Source organism: Pseudomonas sp. A2 (assembly GCF_023100865.1).
GTDB classification, from domain to species: domain Bacteria; phylum Pseudomonadota; class Gammaproteobacteria; order Pseudomonadales; family Pseudomonadaceae; genus Aquipseudomonas; species Aquipseudomonas asiatica.
On the sequence record NZ_CP039127.1, the window covers coordinates 3,292,661 to 3,318,219 of the forward strand.

The 25,559-nt window shown below is 63.3% G+C and carries 16 protein-coding genes; 10 read left to right on the plus strand and 6 right to left on the minus strand.

All coding sequences use genetic code 11. The features are described 5' to 3' along the window. The first annotated feature begins 1 nt into the window (after nucleotide 1). From E5221_RS15335 to E5221_RS15350, 4 genes are all read left to right on the plus strand, one after another. A complete protein-coding gene (locus E5221_RS15335; RefSeq protein WP_247845911.1) occupies nucleotides 2–3,181 on the plus strand; it encodes an efflux RND transporter permease subunit in 3,180 nt (1,059 codons plus the stop codon). Beyond that, entirely contained in the window at nucleotides 3,178–4,593 is a 1,416-nt protein-coding gene (locus E5221_RS15340; RefSeq protein ID WP_247845912.1) for a TolC family protein, read from the plus strand. Before E5221_RS15335 ends, E5221_RS15340 begins: the two co-directional genes overlap by 4 nt. Before the next feature lie 463 nt (nucleotides 4,594–5,056). Next, nucleotides 5,057–6,112: a tetratricopeptide repeat protein gene (locus E5221_RS15345; RefSeq protein WP_247845913.1), complete on the plus strand. Its 1,056-nt coding sequence runs from the start codon at nucleotides 5,057–5,059 to the stop codon at nucleotides 6,110–6,112. A gap of 81 nt (nucleotides 6,113–6,193) precedes the next feature. Next, complete coding sequence (locus E5221_RS15350) at nucleotides 6,194–7,810, plus strand: response regulator (RefSeq protein ID WP_247845914.1); 1,617 nt, start codon at nucleotides 6,194–6,196, stop codon at nucleotides 7,808–7,810. A gap of 6 nt (nucleotides 7,811–7,816) precedes the next feature. Here the strand turns inward: E5221_RS15350 and E5221_RS15355 are convergent, their stop codons facing one another. Continuing rightward, nucleotides 7,817–9,847: a PAS domain-containing sensor histidine kinase gene (locus E5221_RS15355; RefSeq protein WP_247847747.1), complete on the minus strand. Its 2,031-nt coding sequence runs from the start codon at nucleotides 9,845–9,847 to the stop codon at nucleotides 7,817–7,819. 211 nt (nucleotides 9,848–10,058) lie between these two features. Between E5221_RS15355 and E5221_RS15360 the strand changes: the two genes are divergently transcribed. Then, nucleotides 10,059–10,745 carry a type 1 glutamine amidotransferase domain-containing protein gene (locus E5221_RS15360; RefSeq protein ID WP_247845915.1) on the plus strand — a complete coding sequence of 229 codons (687 nt, stop codon included), beginning with the start codon at nucleotides 10,059–10,061 and terminating at the stop codon, nucleotides 10,743–10,745. 126 nt (nucleotides 10,746–10,871) lie between these two features. Continuing rightward, on the plus strand, nucleotides 10,872–11,678 hold the full coding sequence (locus E5221_RS15365; RefSeq protein WP_182329566.1) for a CSS-motif domain-containing protein: 807 nt from the start codon (nucleotides 10,872–10,874) through the stop codon (nucleotides 11,676–11,678). Between the two features lie 16 nt (nucleotides 11,679–11,694). On the opposite strand, the gene hppD is transcribed toward E5221_RS15365, so the two are convergent. Next, a complete protein-coding gene (gene hppD / locus E5221_RS15370) occupies nucleotides 11,695–12,771 on the minus strand; it encodes a 4-hydroxyphenylpyruvate dioxygenase (protein WP_013972820.1) in 1,077 nt (358 codons plus the stop codon). 299 nt (nucleotides 12,772–13,070) lie between these two features. Here hppD and E5221_RS15375 point away from each other — a divergent pair, with 299 nt between their 5' ends. After that, on the plus strand, nucleotides 13,071–14,657 hold the full coding sequence (locus E5221_RS15375) for a cyclic diguanylate phosphodiesterase (protein WP_039614702.1): 1,587 nt from the start codon (nucleotides 13,071–13,073) through the stop codon (nucleotides 14,655–14,657). A gap of 32 nt (nucleotides 14,658–14,689) precedes the next feature. Next, nucleotides 14,690–15,577 carry an EamA family transporter RarD gene (gene rarD / locus E5221_RS15380; protein WP_247845916.1) on the plus strand — a complete coding sequence of 296 codons (888 nt, stop codon included), beginning with the start codon at nucleotides 14,690–14,692 and terminating at the stop codon, nucleotides 15,575–15,577. Here rarD and E5221_RS15385 read toward each other — a convergent pair. Next, nucleotides 15,540–17,111 carry a TerC family protein gene (locus E5221_RS15385; protein ID WP_061552577.1) on the minus strand — a complete coding sequence of 524 codons (1,572 nt, stop codon included), beginning with the start codon at nucleotides 17,109–17,111 and terminating at the stop codon, nucleotides 15,540–15,542. The two genes, rarD and E5221_RS15385, sit on opposite strands and share 38 nt — an antisense overlap. Before the next feature lie 395 nt (nucleotides 17,112–17,506). Between E5221_RS15385 and E5221_RS15390 the strand changes: the two genes are divergently transcribed. After that, nucleotides 17,507–18,088 (plus strand): LysE family translocator, encoded by a 582-nt coding sequence (locus E5221_RS15390; RefSeq protein WP_039614699.1) that lies wholly within the window; start codon nucleotides 17,507–17,509, stop codon nucleotides 18,086–18,088. A gap of 99 nt (nucleotides 18,089–18,187) precedes the next feature. Here E5221_RS15390 and E5221_RS15395 read toward each other — a convergent pair whose 3' ends face one another. The 3 genes from E5221_RS15395 to E5221_RS15405 form a co-directional block, all read right to left on the minus strand. Further along, nucleotides 18,188–18,970, minus strand: coding sequence for an AraC family transcriptional regulator (locus tag E5221_RS15395; RefSeq protein WP_061552578.1), 783 nt, complete (start codon nucleotides 18,968–18,970; stop codon nucleotides 18,188–18,190). A gap of 44 nt (nucleotides 18,971–19,014) precedes the next feature. After that, nucleotides 19,015–20,133: a glycosyltransferase family 61 protein gene (locus tag E5221_RS15400; RefSeq protein WP_061552579.1), complete on the minus strand. Its 1,119-nt coding sequence runs from the start codon at nucleotides 20,131–20,133 to the stop codon at nucleotides 19,015–19,017. A 72-nt stretch (nucleotides 20,134–20,205) separates the two neighbouring features. Beyond that, a complete protein-coding gene (locus E5221_RS15405; RefSeq protein WP_061552580.1) occupies nucleotides 20,206–21,360 on the minus strand; it encodes a hypothetical protein in 1,155 nt (384 codons plus the stop codon). Between the two features lie 340 nt (nucleotides 21,361–21,700). Between E5221_RS15405 and E5221_RS15410 the strand changes: the two genes are divergently transcribed. Further along, entirely contained in the window at nucleotides 21,701–25,528 is a 3,828-nt protein-coding gene (locus E5221_RS15410) for a DUF6543 domain-containing protein (protein WP_247845917.1), read from the plus strand. The last annotated feature ends 31 nt before the right edge of the window (nucleotides 25,529–25,559 follow it).

Genomic DNA, 25,559 nt, shown 5'->3' on the forward strand with positions numbered 1-25,559 from the left:
GATGAACTTCTCGAAATTCTTCATTACCCGGCCAATTTTCGCCGCGGTGCTGTCGTTGGTGCTGCTGATCGCGGGTTCGATCTCGCTGTTCCAGCTGCCGATCAGCGAATACCCCGAAGTGGTGCCGCCCACCGTGGTGGTGCGCGCCAACTTCCCCGGCGCCAACCCCAAGGTCATCGGCGAAACCGTCGCCGCGCCACTGGAGCAGGCGATTACCGGCGTGGAGAACATGCTGTACATGTCCTCCCAGTCCACCGCTGACGGCAAGCTGACGCTGACCATCACCTTCGCCCTGGGCACCGACCTGGACAACGCCCAGGTGCAGGTGCAGAACCGCGTCACGCGTACCCAGCCCAAGCTGCCCGAGGAAGTGACCCGCATTGGCATCACGGTCGACAAGGCCTCGCCCGACCTGACCATGGTCGTGCACCTGACCTCGCCGGATAACCGCTACGACATGCTCTACCTGTCCAACTACGCCATCCTCAACATCAAGGATGAGCTGGCGCGCCTGGGCGGCGTGGGCGATGTGCAGCTGTTCGGCATGGGCGACTACTCGCTGCGCGTGTGGCTGGACCCGAACAAGACCGCTTCGCGCAACCTCACCGCCAGTGATGTGGTGGCTGCGATCCGCGAGCAGAACCGCCAGGTGGCCGCCGGCCAGCTGGGCGCCCCACCCGCCCCGGGTTCGACCAGCTTCCAGCTGTCGATCAACACCCAGGGTCGCCTGGTGAATGAGGAAGAGTTCGAGAACATCATCATCCGCGCCGGTGCCGATGGCGAAATCACCCGCCTGAAGGACATCGCCCGGGTCGAACTCGGCTCCAGCCAGTACGCCCTGCGTTCGCTGCTGAACAACCAGCCGGCGGTGGCCATTCCGATCTTCCAGCGCCCAGGCTCCAACGCCATCGAGATCTCCGACGAAGTGCGGGCGAAGATGGCCGAGCTGAAGAAGGACTTCCCCGAGGGCATGGACTACAGCATCGTCTATGACCCGACCGTGTTCGTCCGTGGTTCCATCGAAGCCGTGGTACACACCCTGTTCGAAGCGCTGGTGCTGGTGGTGCTGGTCGTCATCCTGTTCCTGCAGACCTGGCGTGCCTCGATCATCCCGCTGATGGCGGTGCCGGTATCGCTGATCGGTACCTTTGCCGTGATGCACCTGTTCGGCTTCTCGCTCAACGCGCTGTCATTGTTCGGCCTGGTCCTGGCCATCGGTATCGTCGTGGACGATGCCATCGTCGTGGTGGAGAACGTCGAGCGCAACATCGGCCTGGGCCTGAAACCGCTGGAAGCCACGCAAAAGGCCATGGGCGAAGTGACCGGGCCGATCATCGCCACCGCCCTGGTGCTGTGCGCGGTGTTCGTACCTGCTGCGTTCATTTCCGGCCTGACCGGGCAGTTCTACAAGCAGTTCGCTCTGACCATCGCGATCTCGACCGTGATCTCGGCGTTCAACTCGCTGACCCTGTCGCCGGCCCTGGCTGCCGTGCTGCTGAAGGACCACCATGCGCCCAAGGACCGTTTCTCGCGGTTCCTGGAAAAACTGCTGGGCAGCTGGCTGTTCGCCCCGTTCAACCGCTTCTTCGACCGCGCTTCCAGCCGCTACGTCGGCGGCGTGCGTCGGGTCATCCGCTCCAGCGGCATCGCCCTGTTCGTCTATGCCGGCCTGATGGGCCTGACCTACCTCGGCTTCTCGTCCACCCCGACCGGTTTCGTGCCGGCCCAGGACAAGCAGTACCTGGTGGCGTTCGCCCAGCTGCCTGACGCGGCCAGCCTCGACCGCACCGAAGCGGTGATCAAGCGCATGAGCGAAATCGCCCTGAAACAGCCTGGCGTGGCCGACTCGGTAGCCTTCCCTGGCCTGTCGATCAACGGCTTCACCAACAGCCCGAACAGCGGCATCGTGTTCACCCCGCTCAAGCCGTTCGACGAGCGCAAGGACCCGAGCCAGTCGGCGGCGGCCATCGCTGCTGCGCTGAATGCCCAGTTCGCCGACATCCAGGACGCCTACATCGCGATCTTCCCGCCACCACCGGTACAAGGCCTGGGCACCATCGGCGGCTTCCGTCTGCAGATCGAAGACCGTGGCAACCTGGGCTACGAGGCGCTGTACAAGGAAACCCAGAACATCATCGCCAAGAGCCACAACGTGCCGGAACTGGCGGGCCTGTTCACCAGCTACCAGGTCAACGTGCCCCAGGTCGATGCCGCCATCGACCGGGAAAAGGCCAAGACCCACGGCGTGGCGATCACCGACATCTTCGACACCCTGCAGGTCTACCTGGGCTCGCTGTACACCAACGACTTCAACCGCTTTGGCCGCACCTATCAGGTCAACGTCCAGGCCGAGCAGCAGTTCCGTCTCGATGCCGAGCAGATCGGCCAGCTGAAGGTGCGCAACAACCTCGGCGAGATGATCCCACTGGCGACCTTCCTCAAGGTCAGCGACACCTCCGGGCCTGACCGGGTGATGCACTACAACGGTTTCATCACCGCCGAGATCAACGGCGCCGCGGCACCGGGCTACAGCTCCGGCCAGGCCGAAGCTGCCATCGAGAAGCTGCTGAAGGAGGAACTGCCCAACGGCATGACCTTCGAGTGGACCGACCTGACCTACCAGCAGATCCTTTCGGGCAACACTGCGCTGTTCGTGTTCCCGCTGTGCGTACTGCTGGCCTTCCTGGTGCTTGCCGCCCAATACGAAAGCTGGAGCCTGCCGCTGGCGGTGATCCTGATCGTGCCGATGACCCTGTTGTCGGCCATCACCGGGGTGATCGTGTCGGGGGGTGACAACAACATCTTCACCCAGATCGGCCTGATCGTACTGGTGGGCCTGGCGTGCAAGAACGCGATCCTGATCGTCGAGTTCGCCAAGGACGAACAGGCCAAGGGGCTCGACCCGCTGGCTGCGGTACTGGAAGCCTGCCGCCTGCGCCTGCGGCCGATCCTGATGACCTCGATCGCCTTCATCATGGGTGTGGTTCCACTGGTGTTCAGCTCCGGTGCCGGTTCTGAAATGCGCCATGCCATGGGCGTGGCGGTGTTCTCGGGAATGATCGGGGTTACCGTGTTCGGCCTGTTCCTGACCCCGGTGTTCTTCTTCCTGATTCGCCGTTTCGTCGAACGTCGCCAGGCCCGCAAGGCCGAACGCGCCCACTCGCTGGAGAGCCATGCATGAACCTGCTCAAACCCTTGACCCCGAGCTTGCTGGCGCTCGCCCTGGCGGCCTGTGCAGTAGGCCCGGACTACCAGGCGCCAGCCACCGAGCCCGCGCAGCTGGCCAGCGACATACAGACCAAGGCCTACGACCGTAGCCGTTTCGAAAGCCTGTGGTGGAAGCAGTTCGACGACCCGGTGCTGAACCAACTGGTGCAGGCTTCGCTGGATGGCAACCGTGACCTGCGCGTGGCCTTCGCCCGCCTGAAGTCGGCCCGTTCGATCCGTGAAGACGCCGAAAACGATCAGTTTCCGGTGGTCACCAGCCGCGCCAGCAGCGACATCGGCAAGGGCCAGATCCCCGGCCAGACCACGCAGCGGGTAAACAGTGAGCGCTACGACCTGGGCCTGGACATGGCCTGGGAGCTTGACCTGTTCGGCCGCATCCAGCGCCAGATCGAAGCCAGCGAAGCCCAGGAAGCCGTAGCCGCGGCCGACCTGCAGCAGCTGCAGGTCAGCCTGATCGCCGAACTGGTGGATGCTTACGGCCAGCTGCGTGGCGCGCAGTTGCGCGAGAAGATCGCCCTGGCCAACCTCAAGACCCAGCAGGAATCGCGGGCCATCACCGAAACCCTGCGCGATGCCGGCGTGGGCAACGACCTTGATGTGGTGCGGGCCGACGCGCGCCTGGCCGGGGTCGAAGCCACCGTACCGCAACTGCAGGCGGAACAGGCACGGGCCCGGCATCGCATCGCCACCCTGCTCGGTCAGCGCCCCGAGGCGCTCAGCGTCGACCTGTCGCCCAAGGCCCTGCCGGCCATCGCCAAGGCGCTACCGGTGGGTGACCCGGGTGAACTGCTGCGCCGCCGCCCGGACATCCGCAGCGCCGAACGCCAGCTGGCGGCTGCCACCGCCAACGTTGGCGTGGCCACGGCCGACTTGTTCCCGCGCGTCAGCCTCAGTGGCTTCCTCGGCTTTACTGCTGCACGTGGTTCGCAGATAGGTTCCTCGGCAGCCAATGCCTGGGCGCTGGGCCCGAGCATAACGTGGGCCGCCTTCGACCTGGGCAGCGTGCGCGCCCGACTGCGCGGTGCCAAGGCCGATGCCGAAGGGGCACTGGCCAACTATGAACAGCAGGTGTTGCTGGCCTTGGAAGAATCGGCCAACGCCTTCAGCGACTACGACAAGACCCAGCAGCGGCTGCTGTCGCTGATGCGCCAGAGCGATGCCAGCCGCAAGGCGGCGGAACTGGCCTCGATTCGTTATCGCGAGGGTACGGTGGACTACCTGGTGCTGCTCGATGCCGAGCGTGAGCGGCTGAGCGCTGAAGATGCGCAGGCCCAGGGTGAAGTCGAGTTGTACCGCGGCATCGTCTCCATCTACAAGGCCCTGGGCGGCGGCTGGCAACCGGAGAGCGTAGCCAGCGCGCGCTGATACACCCGCTTCAACGACTCCTTTGGTTGGCCCCTCCCCCAACCGTTTGCCCCGCAGGCCTTGGTCCGCGGGGCTTTTTTATGTTTTTTGGGGGTGTTTTTGGGGGGCTCGCCACGACATCATCGTTGTCGTCGAGATCGAGCGCCGCCCGCGCGGCGCTTCGCAGCACAAGGCTGCTCCTACATCTGTCTCAGGCCAGTAACGCCTGCGCCAGCGCGCGCGCCCGCCTTGTTTGTCCGACACAATATCGACGTGGACGCCAAGGGGCCGCGCGCCTCTACCTCAGGAATAACTGGCCCGAAACAGATGTAGGAGCAGCCTTGTGCTGCGAAGCGCCGCGCGGGCGGCGCTCGATTTATGCCCCACCGCAAAACCCGAGGCAGGCGCCACGCAACCCACACTCGGTTGCATTTACCCCCCGGCTAGCCCAAGCTCTGCCCTTCCCGCCGCCCCGGATCGTCCGATGCCCAGACGCAACCGCTACCTGATCGCCCTGCTGCTGTTGATCCTGGTATCGGCCCTGTTCGACTACCTGTGGCGCGACGCTCCGCCAGCCCCGCCTACCCTGCCTGCGCACAGCTACGCCAAGGCCCTGCGCCAGGCCCATGAGGGCCAACCCGGCGCTGCACGGGTGCTGTACCAGCAACTGCAGCGCACCGACCTGCCGCCCATTCGCCGTGCCGCCTTGTATGCCGAACTGCCAAACTACCCTTCGCCCCAGGCATTGAAACTCGCCCGTCAGGACCTCGAGCATGCCGACCCGCAGGTGCGCCGTGCAGCCATCGCCGGTATTCGCCGCCTGCTGCCGGCGGCGCAACGCAGCCTGGTACTCGGCCCACTGCTGGACGACGACGAGCAAAGCGTGCGCTTTGCCGCGGTAGATGCCCTGCTCGGCCTTGCTCCGGATGACATCGGCCTTTATTTCGGCCCGCTACAGGTCGCCCTGGAGCAATACCAGCAGGCCCTCGAGCAACAACCCGAAGACGCCGACGCCCAAGTCCACCTGGCACGCCTCTACCTGCACGAAAACGACTACACCCTGGCCGACACCGCCCTGCAGCGAGCCCTGGCGGTAGCGCCAGGCAACCTCGACGCACTGGCGACCCAGGTACGCCTGCTGGAGCGCCAGGGCCATCACGACGCCTCGCGTCAGATACTGGGCAAAGCCCTTGCGCTAAGCCCCGATTCGGCGTTTCTGCAGTTCGAACTGGGGCTCTGGCTTAACCGTCACGAACAGCGCGAATACGCACTGCTGGCCTTGTCCCGCGCCGTCGAACTGGACCCGGACAACGCCGACTACCGCTATACACTGGCAGTCACCCTGCATGAACTGGAACAACTCGACGCCGCGCAAAAGCAACTGGAAATCGTGCTCAACCGCCAGCCGGCCAATCGCCGGGCACGGGTGTTGCTGATTAAGTACTGGAAGGAAACCGGCCAGTTGCAGAACGTGCAGGTGCTGCTGGCCGAGCTGGAGCGGCAGAACCCGGACGACCCAGTGTTGCAACAGGGCCTGTAGGCAACGTCCGAAAATTTGTTGAACCCCAGGGCTGTGCCCAGGGTCCAGTGGATATCGGACCACCCTTCAGGAGAATGTGTTGTGGCCAGTTCGTTGGCGCTGGACGAACGTGCATTGATCCTGGCGCCCCCGCCAATAGCCGCGGATACTGCTCGCCTGCTCGCTTCTGCGGGCATCGACAGCCTGTGCGCGGTCGACCTGGCCAACCTGCAAGCCTGCCTGGCCGAAGGCGCAGGCCTGGCGATCATTGCCGAGCAAGCGTTCAAACAGGGCCCAAGTGCATTGCTGCAAGACTTCATCGACCAGCAACCGTGCTGGTCGGACCTGCCCATCGTGCTGCTCGGTCAAGGGAGCCAAGCGGCCAAGGGCTCGACCAACCTCCCGGTGGGCAACCTGGTCCTGCTGGTCGCACCATACGAAAACGCCCAGCTGCTGCGCATGACCCAGTCCGCCCTGCGCAACCGGCGTCGGCAGTATCTGGCACGCGACCAGTTGCAAGACCTGCAGCAACGCCTTGACGCCAACGCCGCAACTCCCGGCGAAGAGCAGCAACGCAGCGAGTTCGCCCGCCACCAGACGCGCAAGATGGAGGCCATCGGCCAACTGGCCGGGGGGGTCGCCCACGACTTCAACAACCTGCTCACCAGCATTGGTGGCAGCTTCGAGCTGATTGACCGGCGCTTGCGCCAGGGTCGCAGCGATGGCCTGGACACCGTGCTGCGCATGGGCCGCGAGGCGGTGTCACGCGCTGCGCGCCTGACCCACCGCCTGCTGGCCTTCTCTTCTCGGCAATCGCTGCAGACCCAGCAGGTCGACCTGCACGACCTGCTCCAGGCAAAACGCCTGAAGGCCTGCGTGACACCGACCGTGACCCTGCAGGTGCAAATCGCCAAGAACCTGTGGTCGGTCGAAGCCGATGACCAACAGTTACAGGAGGCCCTCGATAACCTGTTGCTCAATGCCTGCGAAGCCATGCCCAATGGCGGCCAGCTGCGCATCGAGGCAAGTAACCAGCACATCGGCGCCGGGCAATTCGCTGGCGGTGCCCTGTGCGCCGGCGACTATGTCCGCCTGCGAGTCATCGATGACGGCCAGGGCATGGCGCAAAGCACGCTGGAGCATGCCTTCGAGCCGTTCTTCAGCACCAAGGCGATCGGCCAGGGCATCGGCCTTGGCCTGTCGATGGTTTACGGCTTCAGCAAGCAATCCCACGGACATGTCACCCTGCACAGCCAGATCGACCAAGGAACCCGGGTGGACCTTTATCTGCCGCGCCACGTCGACCAGGGCCAGGCACCTGTCAAACCCGTACAACCCGTGCGAGGTTACCAGGGCCATCACGTGCTGGTAGTCGAGGACGACCCCCATGTACGCCAATTGCTCTGCCAGGCCCTGCGCGAGGATGGCTTCGCCTGCCACAGTGCTGCCGACGCCAATGAGGGCCTTAAGGTACTGCGTTCGACACAACCGGTGGATCTGCTGATCAGCGATGTCGGCTTGCCCGGCATGAATGGCCGCCAGTTGGCCGAGATTGCCCGCAACCTGCGCCCACGCTTGCCAGTACTGTTCATCACCGGCTATGCAGAAACCGCCATGGCCCGCGAGGGCTTCCTGGAGGTGGGGATGCACCTGATCAGCAAGCCCTTCGAGCTAAAGCAGCTGCAGGCCCAGGTGACCCAGATACTGGGCAAGCCCTGAACCGCTTCACTCCTCGAGCATGCGTAGCGCCTCATCCACCAGGTCCGCCAGCGGGAACGGCTTGTTCATCAATGCCGTGCCCGGCTGCTCGAGCAACTGCGCTTCGATCGGCTGACCCGCATAGCCGGTGATGAACAGGATCTTCTGCAGCGGCAGCTGCATGCGCATGGCCTTGGCCACCTGGCGGCCACTGAAACCACCCGGCAAGCCGATGTCGGTGATCACCAGGTCGAACGGGCCGTCATGGCGGAAGCGCTCCAGTGCGCTATTGGCGTCGCCCACATCAATGACTTCGAACCCACGTTCGGTCAGGTACTCGCACATCACAGCACGCAAGCCGAGCTCGTCATCGACCAGCAACAGGCGCTGCCTCCCGGCCATGCGCTGCGTCCGGTGCACAACCGCAGGCGCCTCGGGTACCGGGTCATGCCACCTTGGAAACAGCATGCAGACCTTGGTGCCCTGGTTCGGCGCCGACTCGATCCAGGCGTAGCCCCCCGACTGGCCGACAAACCCGTATACCATCGACAAACCAAGGCCTGAGCCACGCCCGACCGGCTTGGTGGTGAAGAATGGTTCAAAGGCCCTGGCAATGTCCACGGCCGGCATGCCATGGCCATCATCCTCCACATGCAACGCAACGTAGTCGCCTGGTGGCAGGCCGCTCTCATCCGGGAAACACGTTGTCAGCCGCTGGTTGATGCTGCGCAGCGTGACGTTTCCACGATCAAGGCACGCTTCGCGGGCGTTGGTGCAAAGATTGATCAAGGCATTTTCCAGCTGGGAAACATCAAGGTTCACCGCCCACGGCGTGACATCCAGCTGCCAGTGCAAGCGCATCTCGGCGCCCAGCGTGCTCCGCAGCAGTGGTTCGCTCAAGCGCAACTGCCGGTTGAAGTCCAGTGGCCTGGGCGCCAAAGGTTGATGACGGGAAAACGCCAGCAGGCGATGGGTCAGCTCCATGGCACGCTGCACCGAATCTCGCGCGACCTCGACATACGCCTCCACCCGCTCCAGCCGTCCTTCCTGCACGCGCCGCTGAAGCAGTTCGAGGCTGCCACCGATGCCGGACAACAAGTTGTTCAGTTCATGGCCCATGCCCCCGGCCAACTGGCCAACCACCTCCAAGCGCTCGTTGTTGCGCATCAGCGCTTCGGATTGACGAGCAGCCTCCTCACGTTCCCCGGTGATATCCCGGCCAACGGCAGTCAGCAGGCTGCCATCGAACCGTGCACTCCAGCGAAAACAGTGGTAATGGCCATCGCGGTGGCGCAGGCGCGTCTCTATCTGCTCGGTATCCTGGTACTGCAGGCACCCGGAAACGGTCACCTCAACCTCGGCGCGATCTGCCGGATGTACCAGATCCAGCACCGGAGTGCCCAGTACCTGCTCTTCGGACCAGCCCAGGATGCGATACCAGGCGGGGTTGGCGGCACACACCTTCAGCTCGGGAGTGACCATCATCATCGCATCACGCGACAGCCCCCAGAACTGCTCGCGCTCCACTAGGTGTCGCTCGACCTGCCGCTGGAATGCTTGCGCCTGCTCCCGCCAGTGGCGATGCGCCTCGACGCTGGCCGTGGTTTCGATCACCGCGTGCAGAAACCCTGCCACGTTGCCCAGTTCATCGTGCAACGGTGTGTAGCCGAACGCACACCGCAACGGCTCCCCGCCTTGGCCGCAGCCAATACGCAGTGGTGGGTCTTCGACAAAGCTCGAGCGCCCCTCGAGCGCCTTGAACACCCACGGTCCCATCGCCGGCCACTCATCGCTCCACAGCGCATCGAAGGCCATGCCCAATGCATCCGGGGCAACCCGCCGCAATGCCCGATAGCCTTCATTGTGGACCACGCTGAGGTCTGGTCCCCAGACCACGGCACACGGGAACGGTGACAATTGCATCATGTCGACGGCAATGCGCAACGAAGCCGGCCAGCGCGGCAGCGGCCCGAGCGGTGTACGCCCCCAGTCGAACCGTGCAATCCGTTCGCCCATGAGGTCGACCGGTGCCAGCACAGACGGCTTCAGGATGACCATCGACGCAGGCTCGCGCGGCGTACCATTTGTGACCACTGTCGTGACTCCAGCATGATTCAGAAAAAGTACGGGCGCTGCGTGAATGTGGTTCACGTTAGCACAACACACGCCACGCAATATGGCGTACTGGCACCTGAGAGCTATGCTCATTAGGTTTTCCCTCGGGCCGGGGGAGCAACGGCCCATTCAGGTTGCCGACGGGAGCATGGTCATGAGCAAGAAAATGCTGGTGGTGCTGACCAATACAGCCAAGTATCCGACCCTCAAGCGGGCGACCGGCTTGTGGCTGGGGGAAGCGGTGCACTTTGTCGAAAAAGTCGAAAAAGCCGGTTACGAGGTCGATTATGTCAGCCCGCTGGGCGGCTACGTCCCTGTCGACCCGCATAGCTTGCAGATGGCCCCCGACCTGGACTGGCTGTGGTATGACGACAAGCGCTTCATGACCCGCCTGGGCAACACCTTGAGCCCTGGCCAGGTGAAGCCAGAAGAGTACAGCGTCATCTACTACACCGGCGGGCACGGAGTGATGTATGACTTTCCCGACAACCAGCCGCTGCAAGAGCTGGCCCGCCGGGTGTACGAGCACAAGGGCATTGTCGCGGCGGTTTGCCATGGCGTTGTCGGCCTGCTGAACATCAAGCTCAGCGACAACAGCCTGTTGCTTAAGGACCGTCAGGTGACCGGCTTCTCCAATACCGAGGAGAAACTCGTCGAACTGGACAAGGTGGTCCCCTTCCTGACGGAAACCGAGCTGGGTGCCCGCGGTGGTGCTTACAGCAAGCATGAAGACCCGTGGCAGCCGTTCGTGGTGGCCGATGATCGGCTGATCACCGGGCAGAACCCGGCCTCCACGGCCCAGTTGGCCGAAAAAGTGCTCGCCAGGCTGAAGCGAGGCTGACAACGAGGTTCTGCTTTTCTGTAAAACCGCAACACTTTTGGCCTACAGCCGGAGCATCATCAAGCACATAGGATCAGCGCTGACCTGTTCAACCCGAACAGCAAGGTTCAACGGAGCGGCGGTCCTATGGCAGCAATACCGAGTCTCGGCATCAACTGGCGGAAGTTACTGTTGATATTGTCCATCGGCGCAATACCGGTACTGTCCGGGTTACTTATGATGAACTATCAATTGGACAGAAAACTTGAGGAGAATGCCAAGGTTTCTGTTCAAGAGGCTATTTTCAGCATCGACCAGGCACTGGGCCGCATGGAAGGCGATCTGGACCTGATCCTGCCATTGGCAGGCAAGCCCTGTGACGAAGTGCTCGGTACGCTGGAGCAGAGAGTCGCCAACAGCCAGCACCTTCGCTCACTGATACTCACCCGCGACCAACAAGCGTATTGTGCGACGGACATGGACCCTTTGGCGTATAACTCGGCTTTTGCCCTGTCCGGACGGCAGACAGAGCTGGCATTCGACGCTCCATCGTCGCCTAACGCGGCGATCATCAAAGTCCAGAGACCGAACAGCAACCCTGGAATAATCGCAACAGCGTACGGTCGGCAGCTGCGTGACGAACTGCGTGCTTTCCAGGACGGCCTGATATTGCTTCTGGAATTCGGCGACCTGTATATCTGGAGCGAGGGAGACAGCCGCGACGCACAACGGCCCTCCCAGGTCGAATTCACCGAGCGATCGGTTTCCCAGAAACATGGTTACGTGGTGATCGGCGGTTACCCCAAAGGATACGCCACCCAGGAGTTTCGCCTATCCCTGCATCAGGTACTGCCCTCGCTGGTATTGGTCGGGGTCGCCAGCATGTTCATCATGTACCTGGGCCTGACCATTTCGGGCAAGAGAAGGGTTGATACCGCCGCCATCGAATCGTGACGGCGGTACCCTGGGGTTACTCGGTGCTCAGCACACCACGACGTACCTGGTCGCGCTCGATGGATTCGAACAGGGCCTTGAAGTTGCCTTCGCCAAAGCCGTCATCCCCCTTGCGCTGGATGAACTCGAAGAACACCGGGCCGAGCAGGGTCTCGGAGAAGATCTGCAGCAGCAGGCGCTTGTCGTCAGGCTGGGAGGCACCATCGAGGAGGATACCGCGTGCTTTCAACTGGTCGACCGGCTCGCCATGACCTGGCAGGCGCTCTTCGAGCATCTCGTAGTAGGTTTGCGGCGGTGCAGTCATGAAGCGCATGCCGAAGCCCTTGAGGGCGTCCCAGGTCTTGAGCAGGTCATCGGTCAGGAAGGCGACGTGCTGGATGCCTTCGCCGTTGAACTGCATCAGGAACTCTTCGATCTGCCCGGAGCCCTTGGACGATTCTTCGTTCAGCGGGATGCGGATCATGCCATCCGGTGCGGTCATGGCACGCGAAGTCAGGCCGGTGTACTCACCCTTGATGTCGAAATAGCGGATTTCGCGGAAGTTGAACAGCTTCTCGTAGAAGCCGGCCCAGTACGACATGCGCCCGCGATAAACGTTGTGGGTGAGGTGGTCGATGATCTTCAGGCCAGCACCCACCGGGTTGCGGTCCACACCCTCGATGAACTTGAAGTCGATATCGTAGATCGAGCTGCCTTCCTCGAAACGGTCGATCAGGTACAGCGGCGCACCGCCGATGCCCTTGATCGCCGGCAGGCGCAGTTCCATCGGGCCGGTTTCGATTTCCACCGGCTGGGCTCCCAGTTCCAGGGCGCGGGCATAGGCCTCATGGGCATTACGCACGCGGAACGCCATGCCGCATACCGACGGGCCGTGTTCGGCAGCGAAGTACGAGGCGATGCTCTTGGGTTCGTTGTTCAGGATCAGGTTGATGTCACCCTGGCGATACAGGTGCACATCCTTGGAACGGTGGGTAGCGACCTTGGTGAAGCCCAGCATCTGGAATACCGGCTCGAGCACGCCAGGGGTCGGCGAAGCCAGTTCGATGAATTCAAAGCCCATCAGGCCCATCGGATTGTCGAAGATATCAGCCATGTTCGTGTCCTCATCTGCAGCGAAAGATTATTGATTGCGTGGGATGTGGAACGGAAACGGCGGGGAGCACGGGATACCCCGCACGCTGCGGGCGAGGAAATCACCTATTATCAGCTTGAACCCATGGTATGTCATATGGACCCATTTTCGGCGGGCTTGATCCTTCGGCATCGAAGGACCTTATTGTTGTATTCGTAAATGGATTCTACATTGCGTAAAATGGTTTGTCGCCCTTTAGTTGCTCACCGGTTCCGACAAGCGGCTATCCTCTCGTAATCCTTTATACAGATCAGGTCAGCATGCCCCTTACCGTCAAACGCCGCGCCGGCCTCGGCTGGCGCACCCTGTTGCCCTGGGTCGTCGGCGTGCTGCCCGTGGCATGCGGCCTGGCCGTGATGAACTGGCAGATCGAGCGTGAAATGCACGCCAGCAGCCAGGCTACCACCCGCCAGGTGGTGGAGCACGTCGAGCGCATTCTCGACAACCTGTCCAGCGCTGCCCATGCTCTGCTTCCGCTTGTCGACAGCCCATGCGACGAGGCCCAGCTCATGCTGCGCGCCCAGGTCACGCGCAACGCCTTCGTACGCTCGACCAACCTGTTCCGGCACAACGCCCTTTATTGCACCTCGCTGTTTGGCGCATTCGACGAGCCGGTCAACCCCGGCGACTACATCGACGGCAAGCTGTGGCTGATGGACGGCAACTCGGTCACCCCTGGGCACCCGCTGCTGGTGTATCGGGCCAGCGACGGCGACCGCGGCGCGATCAGTACGGTCGATGGCGAACACCTGCTGACGGCGCTGCGCCTGATCGGCCCCGATGAAGAGCTGCAGATCCGCGTGGGCGATGCCTGGCTGGGCAAGGATGGCATCGTGCACAAGGGCGTGCCACCTGCCGCGGCCAGCGCGAATGTGCAGCTGGGCTCGACCCGTTACCCGTTCAGCGTGCATGGCGGCTACGGCGCCGACAAGCAGGGCCAGCTGTGGCGCAGCCACTATCCCGCCCTGTTCGGTCTGCTGCTGATACTGGGCGCGGTGGCCGGCCTGGTGTGCCGCTGGCAGGTTCGCCGCGCCACCTCGCCCCGTGCCGAACTGCGCCGGGCCCTGGAGGCCGACGAGTTCCTGCCGTACTTCCAGCCGGTAGTGCGCAAGGGCGACTACCGCTGGGCTGGCGCCGAAGTGCTGATGCGCTGGAACCACCCGCGCGAAGGCCTGGTGCGCCCCGACCTGTTCATCCCCTACGCCGAACACAGCGGGCAGATCGTCGCCATGACCCGTGCGCTGATGATGCACACCGCGCAGAGCCTGGCACCCTTTGCCGGGCTGCTGGAGGACGGTTTCCATATCGGCATCAACATCACCGCCGACCACTGCCGCGACTTCAGCCTGCTGGACGATTGCCGAACCTTCCTCCAGCACTTCCCGCCAGGCCGGGTGGTGCTGACCCTGGAGCTGACCGAGCGCAAGCTGATCGAGCCCACGCCGGTGGCCCTGGAACTGTTCGAGAAGCTCGACGCCATGGGTGTGAAGATCGCCCTGGACGACTTCGGCACCGGCCAGTCAAGCCTCAACTACCTGCGCCAGTTCAAGGTCGACTACCTGAAGATCGACCAGAGCTTCGTCGCCATGATCGGTGGCGATGCACTGTCGGTGCACATCCTCGAGACCATCATCGAGCTATCGGCCAAGCTGGGCCTGGGCATCGTTGCCGAAGGCGTGGAAACAGAAGCCCAGCGCGACTACCTGGCCCGTCATGAGGTGGACTTCCAGCAAGGCTACCTGTTCGCCAGGCCCATGCCGGCTGCCCAGTTCCTCGAAGCGCTGGCCGCACGCCCGGCTGCGTCGCGGTTGCCGCAAGCCGCGCCCCCTGAGATCATGCGCGGCTGATCCACCTGCTCAATTCCCTATTCGAGGCATTCGTGTCAAAAGGCATTCTTTCGTCGGTCATGGCGTCCTGTCTGTTCGCCGTGATGTACTTCTATACCTCTCTGCTCACGCCGCTCGATGGCGAGGAGATCTTTGGCTGGCGCACCCTGTTGACGCTGCCCTGCCTGACCCTGTTCATGCTTGTCTCGAAAGACTGGAAACGGGTGGGCGAACTGCTCGCCCGGGTAAAACATGCGCCGCTGCTGTTGCTGGGCATGGTCGGCACATCGTGGCTGATGGGCGTGCAGCTGTGGCTGTTCCTCTGGGCGCCCCTGCACGGGCGCAGCCTGGAAGTGTCGATGGGCTATTTCCTGCTGCCGCTGGCCATGGTCCTGACCGGGCGGCTGGTGTATGGCGAGCGCCTGTCACGGCTGCAGAAGGTGGCCGTGGCCTGCGCTGCTCTGGGCGTGGGCCACGAGCTGTATCAGCATGGCAGTTTCGCCTGGGAAACCCTGGTGGTGACGATCGGCTACCCGATCTATTTCGTGTTGCGCAGGCGCTGCCGCACCGACCATTTGGGCGGCCTGTGGTGCGACATGTGCCTGCTGTTGCCATGGGCGCTGTATTTCGTGATCCAGGGTCCGCTTTCCGCTGCGGATCTGCAGGCGCACCCTGGGCTGTATGCGTTGATCCCGATCCTCGGGGCGATCAGCGCCTCGGCCCTGATCGCCTACGTGCTGGCCAGCCGCCTGCTGCCTTTCAGCCTGTTCGGCCTGCTCAGCTACGTCGAGCCAGTGCTGCTGGTAGGCGTTGCGCTGTTGCTGGGCGAAACCATCGGCCCGGATCAGTGGCTGACCTACCTTCCTATCTGGGCCGCGGTGCTGGTGCTGGTGATCGAGGGTTTCAAGCACCTGCTGCGTCAACGTCGCCGTTCGGTGTAAGCCGAACCTGACGCACCCGCCGCTCCTCGACCGCCTCCACGGTCAGCGTCCAGCCATTCCAGGCCAGGCGGTCACCAACCATAGGCAGGCGGTCGAGCAGGCTCATCACCAGGCCCGCGAGGGTCTGGTAGTCCTCGGTGGCTCGGGCGCAGAAGCCGGTACGCGCCTGCACCTGGCTCAGGTTCAACGCGCCGCTGACCACAAAGCCTTCACCTTCCTGAACGATGCCCGGGCCTTCGACCTCGCTGGCATCCGGTAACTCGCCGGCAATCGACTCCAGGATATCGGTCATGGTCAGCAGGCCGGTAAAGTCACCGAACTCGTTGACGACGAAAGCAATGTGCGTCGACTGGCCTCGCATCTGCTCCAGGGCATTGAGGATGCTGAAGCTCTCCAGCAGGTTCAGCGGTACTCGGGCCATGCCTTCCAGATCGGGCTGGCTGCCCGACAGCAGCTCCTTGAGCAGTTCCTTCTTGTGCACGAAGCCCAGTGGCTCGTCCACGCGGCCATCGCGGATCAGCGGCAGGCGCGAGTACGGCGAATTGGCCAGGGCCTGGGCAATGGCGTCGGCCGGCTGCGCCAGGTCGATCACATCGACCTCGGCGCGGGCGGTCATCACCGTGCGGATAGGCCGCTCGGCCAGGTTCAGCACGCCACTGATCATCACCCGCTCACGGCGGTCGAACAGCACCTGCTCCTCACCGCCTTCGACCAGGTCAGCGATTTCCTCGCCCACCTCGTCAGCCTCGACCCGGCGGCCACCCAGCAGGCGCAGCACGGCATGCGCGGTGCGCTCACGCAGCGGCCGGTGCTGCTGCAGGCTGCGCTTGCGGCGGGCACGGGCCAGCTGGTTGAACAGCTCGATCAGGATCGAGAAGCCGATGGCCGCGTACAGGTAACCTTTGGGGATATGGAAGCCCAGGCCTTCGGCGGTGAGGCTGAAGCCGATCATCATCAGGAAGCCCAGGCACAGCATGATCACCGTGGGGTGGGCGTTGACGAAGCGGGTCAGCGGCTTGCTGGCAACGATCATGATGCCGATCGAGAAGATCACCGCGATCATCATCACCGACAACTGCTCGACCATGCCAACCGCGGTGATCACCGCGTCCAGCGAGAACACCGCATCAAGCACCACGATCTGCGCGACGATCGGCCAGAACGCAGCGTGGCGTACCGTGCCGCTGGCCTGGGCCACGTGGCCTTCCAGGCGTTCGTGCAGCTCCATGGTGGCCTTGAACAGCAGGAACACGCCACCGAACAGCATGATCAGGTCGCGGCCCGAGAAGCTCTTTTCGAACACCTCGAACAACGGCGCGGTCAGGGTGACCATCCACGAGATACTGGCCAACAGGCCAAGGCGCATGATCAACGCCAGGCTCAGGCCAATGACCCGTGCGCGGTCGCGCTGATGCGGCGGCAGTTTGTCGGCGAGGATGGCGATGAACACCAAGTTGTCGATACCCAGCACCAGCTCGAGGACGATAAGCGTCAACAGGCCCAGCCAGGCCGTGGGGTCGGCTAGCCATTCCATTAGCGGGTACTCACGAGGGCAGCGTCACGAGGACGGGTGAAAGAAGGCCGGGAAGACCGGGGACTGGGGGGCTCCGCGAAGGTGCTCATATAGACCTTGTTAGCAAATTGGGAAAATGATCCTACAAGCACAGCAGCTTTCCGTAATAGCGCAAAACTATTACAAAACCTGTAACAACCTTGTAGGAGCGGCCTTGTGTCGCGAACGGGCCGCACAGCGCCCCCCAGGTTTCAGGAGCGCTGCATCAACAGCTGGGGCCGCTCCGCGGCCCGATCGCGACACAAGGCCGCTCCTACACAAAAATGCGCAGGCCGTGCGTGAGGTACTTTTCTTCAATACCGCAGGCTGTCAATGCCCGAGCATGAAGGCCCACCTCAACCAAACGGATCCCCCTCATGAGCCTGTCCCTGTCCATGGCCGCTTTCGCACTTGCGGCCTCGATCTCCCCCGGCCCGGTCAACATCGTTGCGCTGGGCAGCGGTGCCCGCCATGGCCTGCGTGCCAGCCTGGCACATGTGGCTGGCGCCACGCTGGGCTTCTGCCTGCTGCTGGTGCTGGTCGGGCTGGGCCTGCATCAATTGTTGCTGCGCTGGCCTTTGCTGGGCCTGATTTTGCACTGGGGCGGCGTGGGGTTCCTGCTGTACATGGCATGGAAGCTGGCCAGCGACGATGGGCAACTGGGCAGTGCCCATCCCACCCAGGCTCCCTCGGCCTGGCACGGCGCGGCGATGCAATGGCTCAATCCCAAGGCATGGCTGGCAGCGGTGGCCGGGGTTGGTGCCTATACCGGCGGTGAGCAGCAGCTGCTGTGGCTGTTTGCCTGGATCTACGGGCCGATCTGCTTCATTTCAGTGGCCAGCTGGGCGTGGGCCGGGAGCGTGGTTCGCCAGTACCTCGGCAACCCACGGCACATGCGCCTGCTGAATCGGGGCTTGGCGCTGCTGCTCGTGGGCAGCGCGGTCTATCTGGTCATTTGAGCCTGGCTGCACCGGCCCTATCGCTGCCCTCAAGGCCTGCGCAGTATCTGTGGGAGCTGGCTTGCCGGCGATAGGGCCGCCACCGCCAAAAATGGCAATTCAGCCGAATGCATTGCGGTAATGCCCCGGTGTCGCCGCCAAGTGCTGCTTGAAGGCCCGCTGCAGGTGCGCCTGGTCGGCAAACCCGGCCTCCTGCGCAACCTCGGCAATAGCTCGGCCCTGACGCAACTGCGCCCTGGCCAGCTGCACGCGCTGGTCGAGCAGGTAACCATGCGGCGTCAGGCCGAAGCGTTGGCGGAACGCGCGAATCAGGTAGGAACGCGACAGGCCGCACGCCGCGCAGATGTCGTCCAGGCTCAGCGGGTCGCCACGATGGGCGCGAATGAACGCTGCCGCCGTGTCCAGTCGTGGGTTGCCCTCGTCGTTGACGCTGGCATCGCCGCCAAGCAAACCTGGAAGTGCGCCAAACAGCGCCGCCAGGCGCCCTTCCCGGTCTGGCACGCCGGCGTCGAACAGGTCGGCAAAGGCCTGCAACAGGCTCCGGTACAACACCGGCGAGCTACTCCAGGGCCGGGCCGGCAAAGTGAACCCCAGCGCCTGCAACCAGGGCATATCGACGAACATCATCAGGTAGGACCAGTGTTCCCCGTCGATGGGGTTGCAGGCATGCACCACACCTGGGTTCATCAGCACCGTGGTACCAGCAGCCACCTCTATGCACTGGTCACCGTACAGATAGGAGCTGCGCCCACCCGTTATCACTCCGATGGAAAAGCTCTCATGGGAATGCGCGGCGTAGCACACCTGGCGCCCGTCCCCTACCCGCCGGGCCTCGACAAAGGGCAACGACGGGTCGCGCCAGAACCGTGATACCTCGATCATCCCTCACCCCGCTCGCCGCTGCCATGCGCCTGAATACTACACGCCTATCGCGGAAACAGGTCCAGCGTCCGCTCAACTTCGCCGACATCGATCGTGAAACCATCGCCGTCCGGTATCCCGACCACAAAGCCGAAATGCTGGTGGTCTCGGTCCGTCAGGTACTTGTAGTAGCTGACAAACCGATTGGGCGGCTGCAACGTCAGCAGGCAACCACCGGCCTGCAGTACGTTGACCCCATGCACCAGCTGGCTACCCTCCACACCGATTACCACCCTCGCCCCGGCGCAGGCCGCGACGATACTCGGCACATCGGACTTCAGCGGGTTGACGATGCGAAAACCGCGGGTGGCGCGCAAATGCTCCGCCAGCGCCAGCTCATTGCGCAGCAGGCGCAGGTCACCATCGCCACCACGCAGCAGGAACACCCCCGGGTGCGGCGCATGCGGCACATGCGACAGCAACTTGTCGCCCATGGCCCGGTAGCGGGCATGCCGGCTGCGGTTGTTGGCCTGGTCATCGAACAGCACCAGCTCACGGAAAAACGCACTGCGCAGGCGCAGCGGGTTCATTTCCAGCCAGTCTTCATAGGCCGGGGCCTGGGCAAACAGCGGGAATCTGGCCGAGGGCGCGGTGGTTACCGGTATGCCTTCGTTACAGGCCAGCGCATAGGTCGGGCAATCCTCCATCAGCCAGGTACCGAACCACGTGTTGCCGTTTTGCGTGCAATAGATGGCAGCGCGGTCGATTTCGTTTTCCACGACGATGCTCGGAAAGGGGCCCGGCTTCAACGACAGCCATTGGCTGGCCTTGCCCTTGTACAACGCCCCGTCGACCAGCCATACCTCCTTGATCAGGTAGCCCCGGGTTGGCCCTTGCAGCGTGCTGATGCCGCCTTCCATGGTGCGCGCAGGGTGCACGTAGGGATAGAAACGCTTGCCTTCCCACCCCGTTACTCGCTCCAGCTGGCCTGGCAGGAAAACGGCCGGGGGCGAAACCGTGACTTCTCCCGGGGCAATGTCCCAACTTTTGTCCGCCACGCTCTTGAGGTCGATGCCGCTGTTCCTGCCTAGCCGTTTGCGCGCCATGTAGCGGTAGGCGGCCAGGGTCCAGGTGTGCTGCCTGGCCGCAGGCGATGCACTGAACTTCGAGATGTCGCTTCCCATGAAGCGTCCTCCCTTGATGACAAGGTCAAAAGCCTGGCGCAAGGCGCCAGATCAACGCCTCCTGGCAACCGCTCAGCTGCACGTGACCCTTTCCATGGTGGGTGGTGACCGCAGGTTGGCGTAACGGTGACGCAGGCTTTCCACGAACGTTTCGCCCGTACCGTTGCCCCCATAGAAGTAGATCTTGTGCAGGCCGCCAAACACCATTTCCTGGTAGCGGCTGGCAACTTCCTCGTCACTCGCGCCCTCGGGCAACCCCAGGTGCAGCGTGAGCTTGTCGCCTTCGACCGCGAACATCGGTGTATCCCAGAGGAACTTCGCCGTGCCGGTTCTGGGCAAGCGGACAAACAGGTAGGCATGGTTACCCAGCGAGTCGATATCGCCACCGCGGCGGCGCTTCCACTTCAACAAACCGTCATCCGGGCGCGCCAGGCAAAGGCCGATATCGTAATAGTCGAAGCCCTGCGCCAGTGCCCACTCCAGGGCCATGAAGGTGGTGATCGAATTTACCTCGCGCAACTTCCGCGCATCGGTGAACACCGCCTCGCAATAGCCGAAACGCAGGGTGCTCCAATAACGCTTGCCACCGCGCACCACTTCACAGCCCAGGTGGCAGCCGATCACTTCATCACCCCAGGTGATCAAGTCGAGCCGACCGACGCCCCTGGCAATGCGGAACACTTCTTCAGTGGGAAACTGCGCGGCGTGGATACCTTGCCTGGCGCTGGCATAAGGGCGCAGCAGGTTGCGGTCGGCCATGGCGATCTCGTCATCCGACCGGGCCTGGCGCATCTGGTACAGCGGCCGGTTCTTGCGGATGCTGCGCCGCAACTCGCTGTCGTAGCGCGCGGTGATATCCTCCAGCGAGCGCCCCAGCGGCACCACGGCGCTCAGGTAATGCGGTACCGACAATGCCCCCGACGTCGGCATTTCGCTGACCACCACCACGTGATTGGCCGCTACCGTCGCGCTTGCGCTGTCAACAATTGCAGCATTGCCCGAACCCTTGCCGGCAATCAGCAGCTTGGCCATTTCCCGTTGCTGCTTCCGGCCGATATAGATGATTTCGTAGGGGCTTTCCTGCTGCAACCTGAACCTGGCGACTTCCCAGCGCCAGAAACAGGCACGCGCCATCACTTCAGATACCTTGCTGGCCAGGTGTCTGATTTCGTAGCGTATGGAGGGCGAGACGAGTTTCCTCGCCGCTGCCGTCAAGGTCGCTTTCATTTCTTCTTCGACGTCCTTTGAGACACAGCATGGTCAATCGGAAAAGGACAGCAATTCAGTAAAAAGCACGTATCATGTTGATATTCTGAAATTATCCAGAAACCCTCATATCAATTAACAATTTAAGGTGCGCCCAAACACTTTATCAAGTGGCACTTTGATTGCATTTCCTTAAAGCTTCCTCACGCCATGTAAAGTTTCATGACGTCAAATTTCCTGCATGAATGACCGATTCAGACAGCGAATTTCCACCGATATATCCAAGCCGCGTTATCCCATTACCACTCGCCTGTCTGGAATTGACGTTTGATGCCCCCTTTTGCATGAAAGGAGCATCGACATGCCAGCCATCAATCCCCATCAACCCCTGCTTCAGGCGCAGTTGCCGCACTGGGCTCGCCAGGTAACGTCCAATCAGTGGGCCGCGTTGAAGCGAACCCAGGTCGCCCCGTGGAAGAGGCAGGACTGGTTCGCCAATACTGCCCCCGACCTGCGTGAAGCAGCGTGCGCCAGCCAGGCGCGCCTGATGCAGGCGCAAGCAGCCTTGGCCAACTCACTCAAAGGCCTGAAACAAATCACAGAATTCGCCGAGCCATTGCTGCAACGGCGTCTTGCCGAACACGGCTTTCACGCGCAGCTGCGCAATAGCCAGCTATTGCGGGTCGAGCGCAACTGGCACTGGGCCGCCCTGCGCTATCTATTCAGCCATCGACGCGACAACTTGCTGCAGGCCGCGCTGCAGAACTTCGCCAGTGACGAGGTGTTCACTGCTGAAAGTGCCATTGCCCTGGGCGATAACATTCATGTCACGCCGATTCAGATACAAGGCGCCGTCCCTGTCGGCATGCAAGTACCCGTCGCACACTTTCCATTGCAGTCGGAGCACTACCAGGTGGAACGGCTGCCACTCGCACCGGCCGCTTTCGCCACCCTGTGCCGTGACCTGGACCTGGGCAAGGCTTACCAGGCCCACCTGGAACAGCACCTCGCCCAACCCGCCACACGGGGCTTGGCCATCAGGGTGCAGAAAGACCGCCTGCGCCTGGCGGCCGACCTTGCCTATATGCGGCACCTGCTTGATGGCAGCACCCTTGACCAGATCGAACGGCTGTTGCAGGGTGGCACCGTACCGTGCTGGCAACTGGCGCTGTTCGGCACGCCCCTGCACGAGGTCATGCTGATCGATGCCGGCGGTGCGGGGCTGGCGCTGTATCTGCCCGGCCATGACCCGGCCCTGCGCCAATGCAGCAACCTGGACGCGGTACACGACACGCTGGCGACCTTGCTGCTGGAGCCCGATGCCCGCCAAGCCTTCACGGCCTACATCAGGCAGGACCAGCGCACGCACTTTCTCGACCTGTTGCAGCAGAACCTCGACGCAACAGGCAATACTGCCTATGACCGCCCTTGGCAGCGTGCAGCGCAAGCGGACCTGCGTCCCACACGCGTGGCTATCACAGCCGAGCCTTTCGGCCATTACCAGGACCTGCACCTGGCCCGCCTCAAGCACGAAGCCAGCCTGCTCGCGGTCCCCACCGCGATGGCCGATGCCAACGCGCGGGCCAGGCGCCTGGATGAGTGGGAAAACCTTGGCCTGGATGCTCTGAATATTGCTGCGTTCTTCATTCCAGGTGCTGGCACACTGATGCTGGCCGTCACGGCCTGCCAACTGCTCGGCGAGGCCTTCGAAGGCTACCAGGCCTGGCATGAAGGCGACCGTCACCTGGCGCTGCGCCACCTGGAGGCGGTCGGCCTGAACCTGGCCCTGATCGGCGGCTTCGTGGCGGCGGGCAAGGTGGTACCCAAGCTGTTCAACAGCCCGTTGATGGAAAGCCTGCAGCAGGTACGCGGCAGCGACGGGCGCTACCGGCTCTGGAATGAAGACCTCGCGCCCTACCGCAGTGCCGTGACACTGCCGCAAGCCCTGCAGCCCAATGCACTTGGCCAGTACCTGTACCAGGGCCGGTATTTCATCCGCATGGACGGCCAGCTCTTCGAACAACGCTTTGACCACAACCTGCAGCAATGGCGGGCCATTCACCCCGACACGCCCGATGCCTGGCAGCCACCGCTGGCGCACAATGCCCAAGGTGCCTGGCGCGGCCAGCATGAACAGCCCGGCCAGTGGCCATTCGCGAAGCTGGCGCGCCGTCTTGGCGAGGCGTATGCCGCGTTCACACCAGAACAGCTGGCCAAGGCAGGGCGCCTCTGCGGCATCGACACCGCGCGCTTGCGCCGGGTGCACCTGGAAGGCCAACCAACGCCCCCGCTGTTGCTCGATACCCTGCAACGCATGACGGCACAGGCCGAGGTAGAGGCGTTGGCCGACAAAGCCCCGCCAGGCCTGTTCGAGCGGCTCTACAATGGCAGCGCGCCCGCCACCCCGGCAACGCAGAAGCTGCTCGACGCCTATGCGCGGCTGTCCCCAGCCTTGGCCAGACGCTTGCTGGCGCCGCTGAGCGAGGCCGAAACGTTCGCCTGGCAAGAGCACGGTCAGTTGCCCACACAGGTTCGCCAGTTGCTGGAGCAGGTGCACAGCGAGCTGCCGCTGGTACGTGCACTGGAAGGTGTGCTTCAGCCAGCCCGGGCCAGCAGCGACAGCGAACGCTTGCTGTTCAGCGCCCTGGATGCCATGCCCGACTGGCCCGCGGACCTGCGCCTGGAGCTGCACGGTGCAAGCCCCATAGGCCCTTTGCTGGAGCACGTCGGCCGCGAACAGGCCGGTACCCTGCGCCGCGTGATCAAATCGGTCGAAGGCTATGAGGTCGACCGGGGCGAGCGCCCTGCACCTGCACCGCTTGATCCAGACCTCTGCCGCGCCATCGAGCAGGCACTGCCGCGCCCGCATCGCGATACGCTGGGCATCACGACGGCCAATGGCAGCTCGCTACGCCAGCGCGTACTGGGTTGGGTCGACCAGCACAGGGAGGCACTCGCCCAACGGCTCTGGGGGTACCGCGCGCTGTTGCGCAAGCCCATGGGCAGCTTGCGCGGCGGTCGGCCGCTTGACCCCGAACCGCCTCAGCCGCGCCTGGCAAGCTCCCTGGCCGGGGCTTATCGCCGCTTGTTCCCTGACGCCACCGACTGGGAATTCGAAAACTGGCTAGGCAACGACGAGGACAACCTGTACGTCGATGACATTCGCTCACCCACACAGCGCCTGCATGACCTGCAGCAGCGTCTGGAAACTTTGCGCCGCGACCTGCATGAATGGGCGCGGCCCGATCCCCAGCGCCCTCACCAGCGACACCTGGCCATCCGCCCCATCCTCAACGCCTGGCGACGGCTGTCGACAATAGCGCTTGAAGGGGGTGGCCGCCTGCACAGCCTGGACCTTTCCGGCCTGGACCTGGACAACCAGGCCCTGGCCAGCCTGGCCTTGCCGGACGACTTCACCCATGTGCAGCACCTGTCGCTCAGCTACAACCGTTCGCTCAGCCAGTTGCCGGCCGAATTCCACGAACGCTTCCCCAACCTCAATCGCCTGCTGCTGACCGACTGTCGGTTCGACACCGTGCCCCACCTGGGCCGCCCTGAGCAGCTCGCCTGGCTGGACCTGGAAGGCAACCGCATCACCTGGAGTACCCAGGCCCAGCAGGCCCTGGACCGCTACCCCGGGCTCAGCGTGCTGGACCTTTCGGGCAACCCGCTGCTAGAGGCCCCGGACCTGCGCGGGCTGGCCTACCTGAGGACGCTGTTCCTGAACGACTGTGCGCTAAGCGAATTGCCGCAAGGCCTGGACCAGATGATCGAGCCCATCATCCTGGACATTGGCGACAACCAGCTGCTGCGGCTGCCTGACGGTTTCAACGTACCACGGCCAGTCGCAAACGCCCTGCGCCTGGAAAGCGAATGGCTGGGTTCACCAGTGCTTGCGCAGATCGAGGCCTACAACGCGATGCACCAAGTGGACCTGCTGGTGTGCGAAGGCGACTACCTGGAATTCTTCGAACAGACCGGCCCGGCCGAACTGGCCCTGTGGCAGCGATTGCCGCTGCAGTATCGGCGCGACCTCAGGCCCTTGCTTGAACTTGAACCGTTCGTGTCCCACCCACGGCAAGCCCGTGCAGAGTTCTGGCGGCGCCTGGCCCTGATCGACGCAGACCCGGCCCTGCGCCAGCAATGGTTGACGCACCCACCCTATGACCTGTTCAACCTCCCGCTTTGACAGGGATACCGTTGCCTGCCTGTCCAACAGG

What these genes read in the sequence shown, in the direction of transcription:
- E5221_RS15400 (WP_061552579.1), bottom strand. Translation starts at nt 20,133, where the DNA reads ATGGGAAGCGACATCTCGAAGTTCAGTGCATCGCCTGCGGCCAGGCAG.
- E5221_RS15410 (WP_247845917.1), top strand. Translation starts at nt 21,701, where the DNA reads ATGCCAGCCATCAATCCCCATCAACCCCTGCTTCAGGCGCAGTTGCCG.
- E5221_RS15340 (WP_247845912.1), top strand. Translation starts at nt 3,178, where the DNA reads ATGAACCTGCTCAAACCCTTGACCCCGAGCTTGCTGGCGCTCGCCCTG.
- E5221_RS15390 (WP_039614699.1), top strand. Translation starts at nt 17,507, where the DNA reads ATGAGCCTGTCCCTGTCCATGGCCGCTTTCGCACTTGCGGCCTCGATC.
- E5221_RS15355 (WP_247847747.1), bottom strand. Translation starts at nt 9,847, where the DNA reads ATGGTCATCCTGAAGCCGTCTGTGCTGGCACCGGTCGACCTCATGGGC.
- E5221_RS15385 (WP_061552577.1), bottom strand. Translation starts at nt 17,111, where the DNA reads ATGGAATGGCTAGCCGACCCCACGGCCTGGCTGGGCCTGTTGACGCTT.
- hppD (WP_013972820.1), bottom strand. Translation starts at nt 12,771, where the DNA reads ATGGCTGATATCTTCGACAATCCGATGGGCCTGATGGGCTTTGAATTC.
- E5221_RS15395 (WP_061552578.1), bottom strand. Translation starts at nt 18,970, where the DNA reads ATGATCGAGGTATCACGGTTCTGGCGCGACCCGTCGTTGCCCTTTGTC.
- E5221_RS15405 (WP_061552580.1), bottom strand. Translation starts at nt 21,360, where the DNA reads ATGAAAGCGACCTTGACGGCAGCGGCGAGGAAACTCGTCTCGCCCTCC.
- E5221_RS15375 (WP_039614702.1), top strand. Translation starts at nt 13,071, where the DNA reads ATGCCCCTTACCGTCAAACGCCGCGCCGGCCTCGGCTGGCGCACCCTG.
- E5221_RS15365 (WP_182329566.1), top strand. Translation starts at nt 10,872, where the DNA reads ATGGCAGCAATACCGAGTCTCGGCATCAACTGGCGGAAGTTACTGTTG.
- E5221_RS15345 (WP_247845913.1), top strand. Translation starts at nt 5,057, where the DNA reads ATGCCCAGACGCAACCGCTACCTGATCGCCCTGCTGCTGTTGATCCTG.
- E5221_RS15360 (WP_247845915.1), top strand. Translation starts at nt 10,059, where the DNA reads ATGAGCAAGAAAATGCTGGTGGTGCTGACCAATACAGCCAAGTATCCG.
- E5221_RS15335 (WP_247845911.1), top strand. Translation starts at nt 2, where the DNA reads ATGAACTTCTCGAAATTCTTCATTACCCGGCCAATTTTCGCCGCGGTG.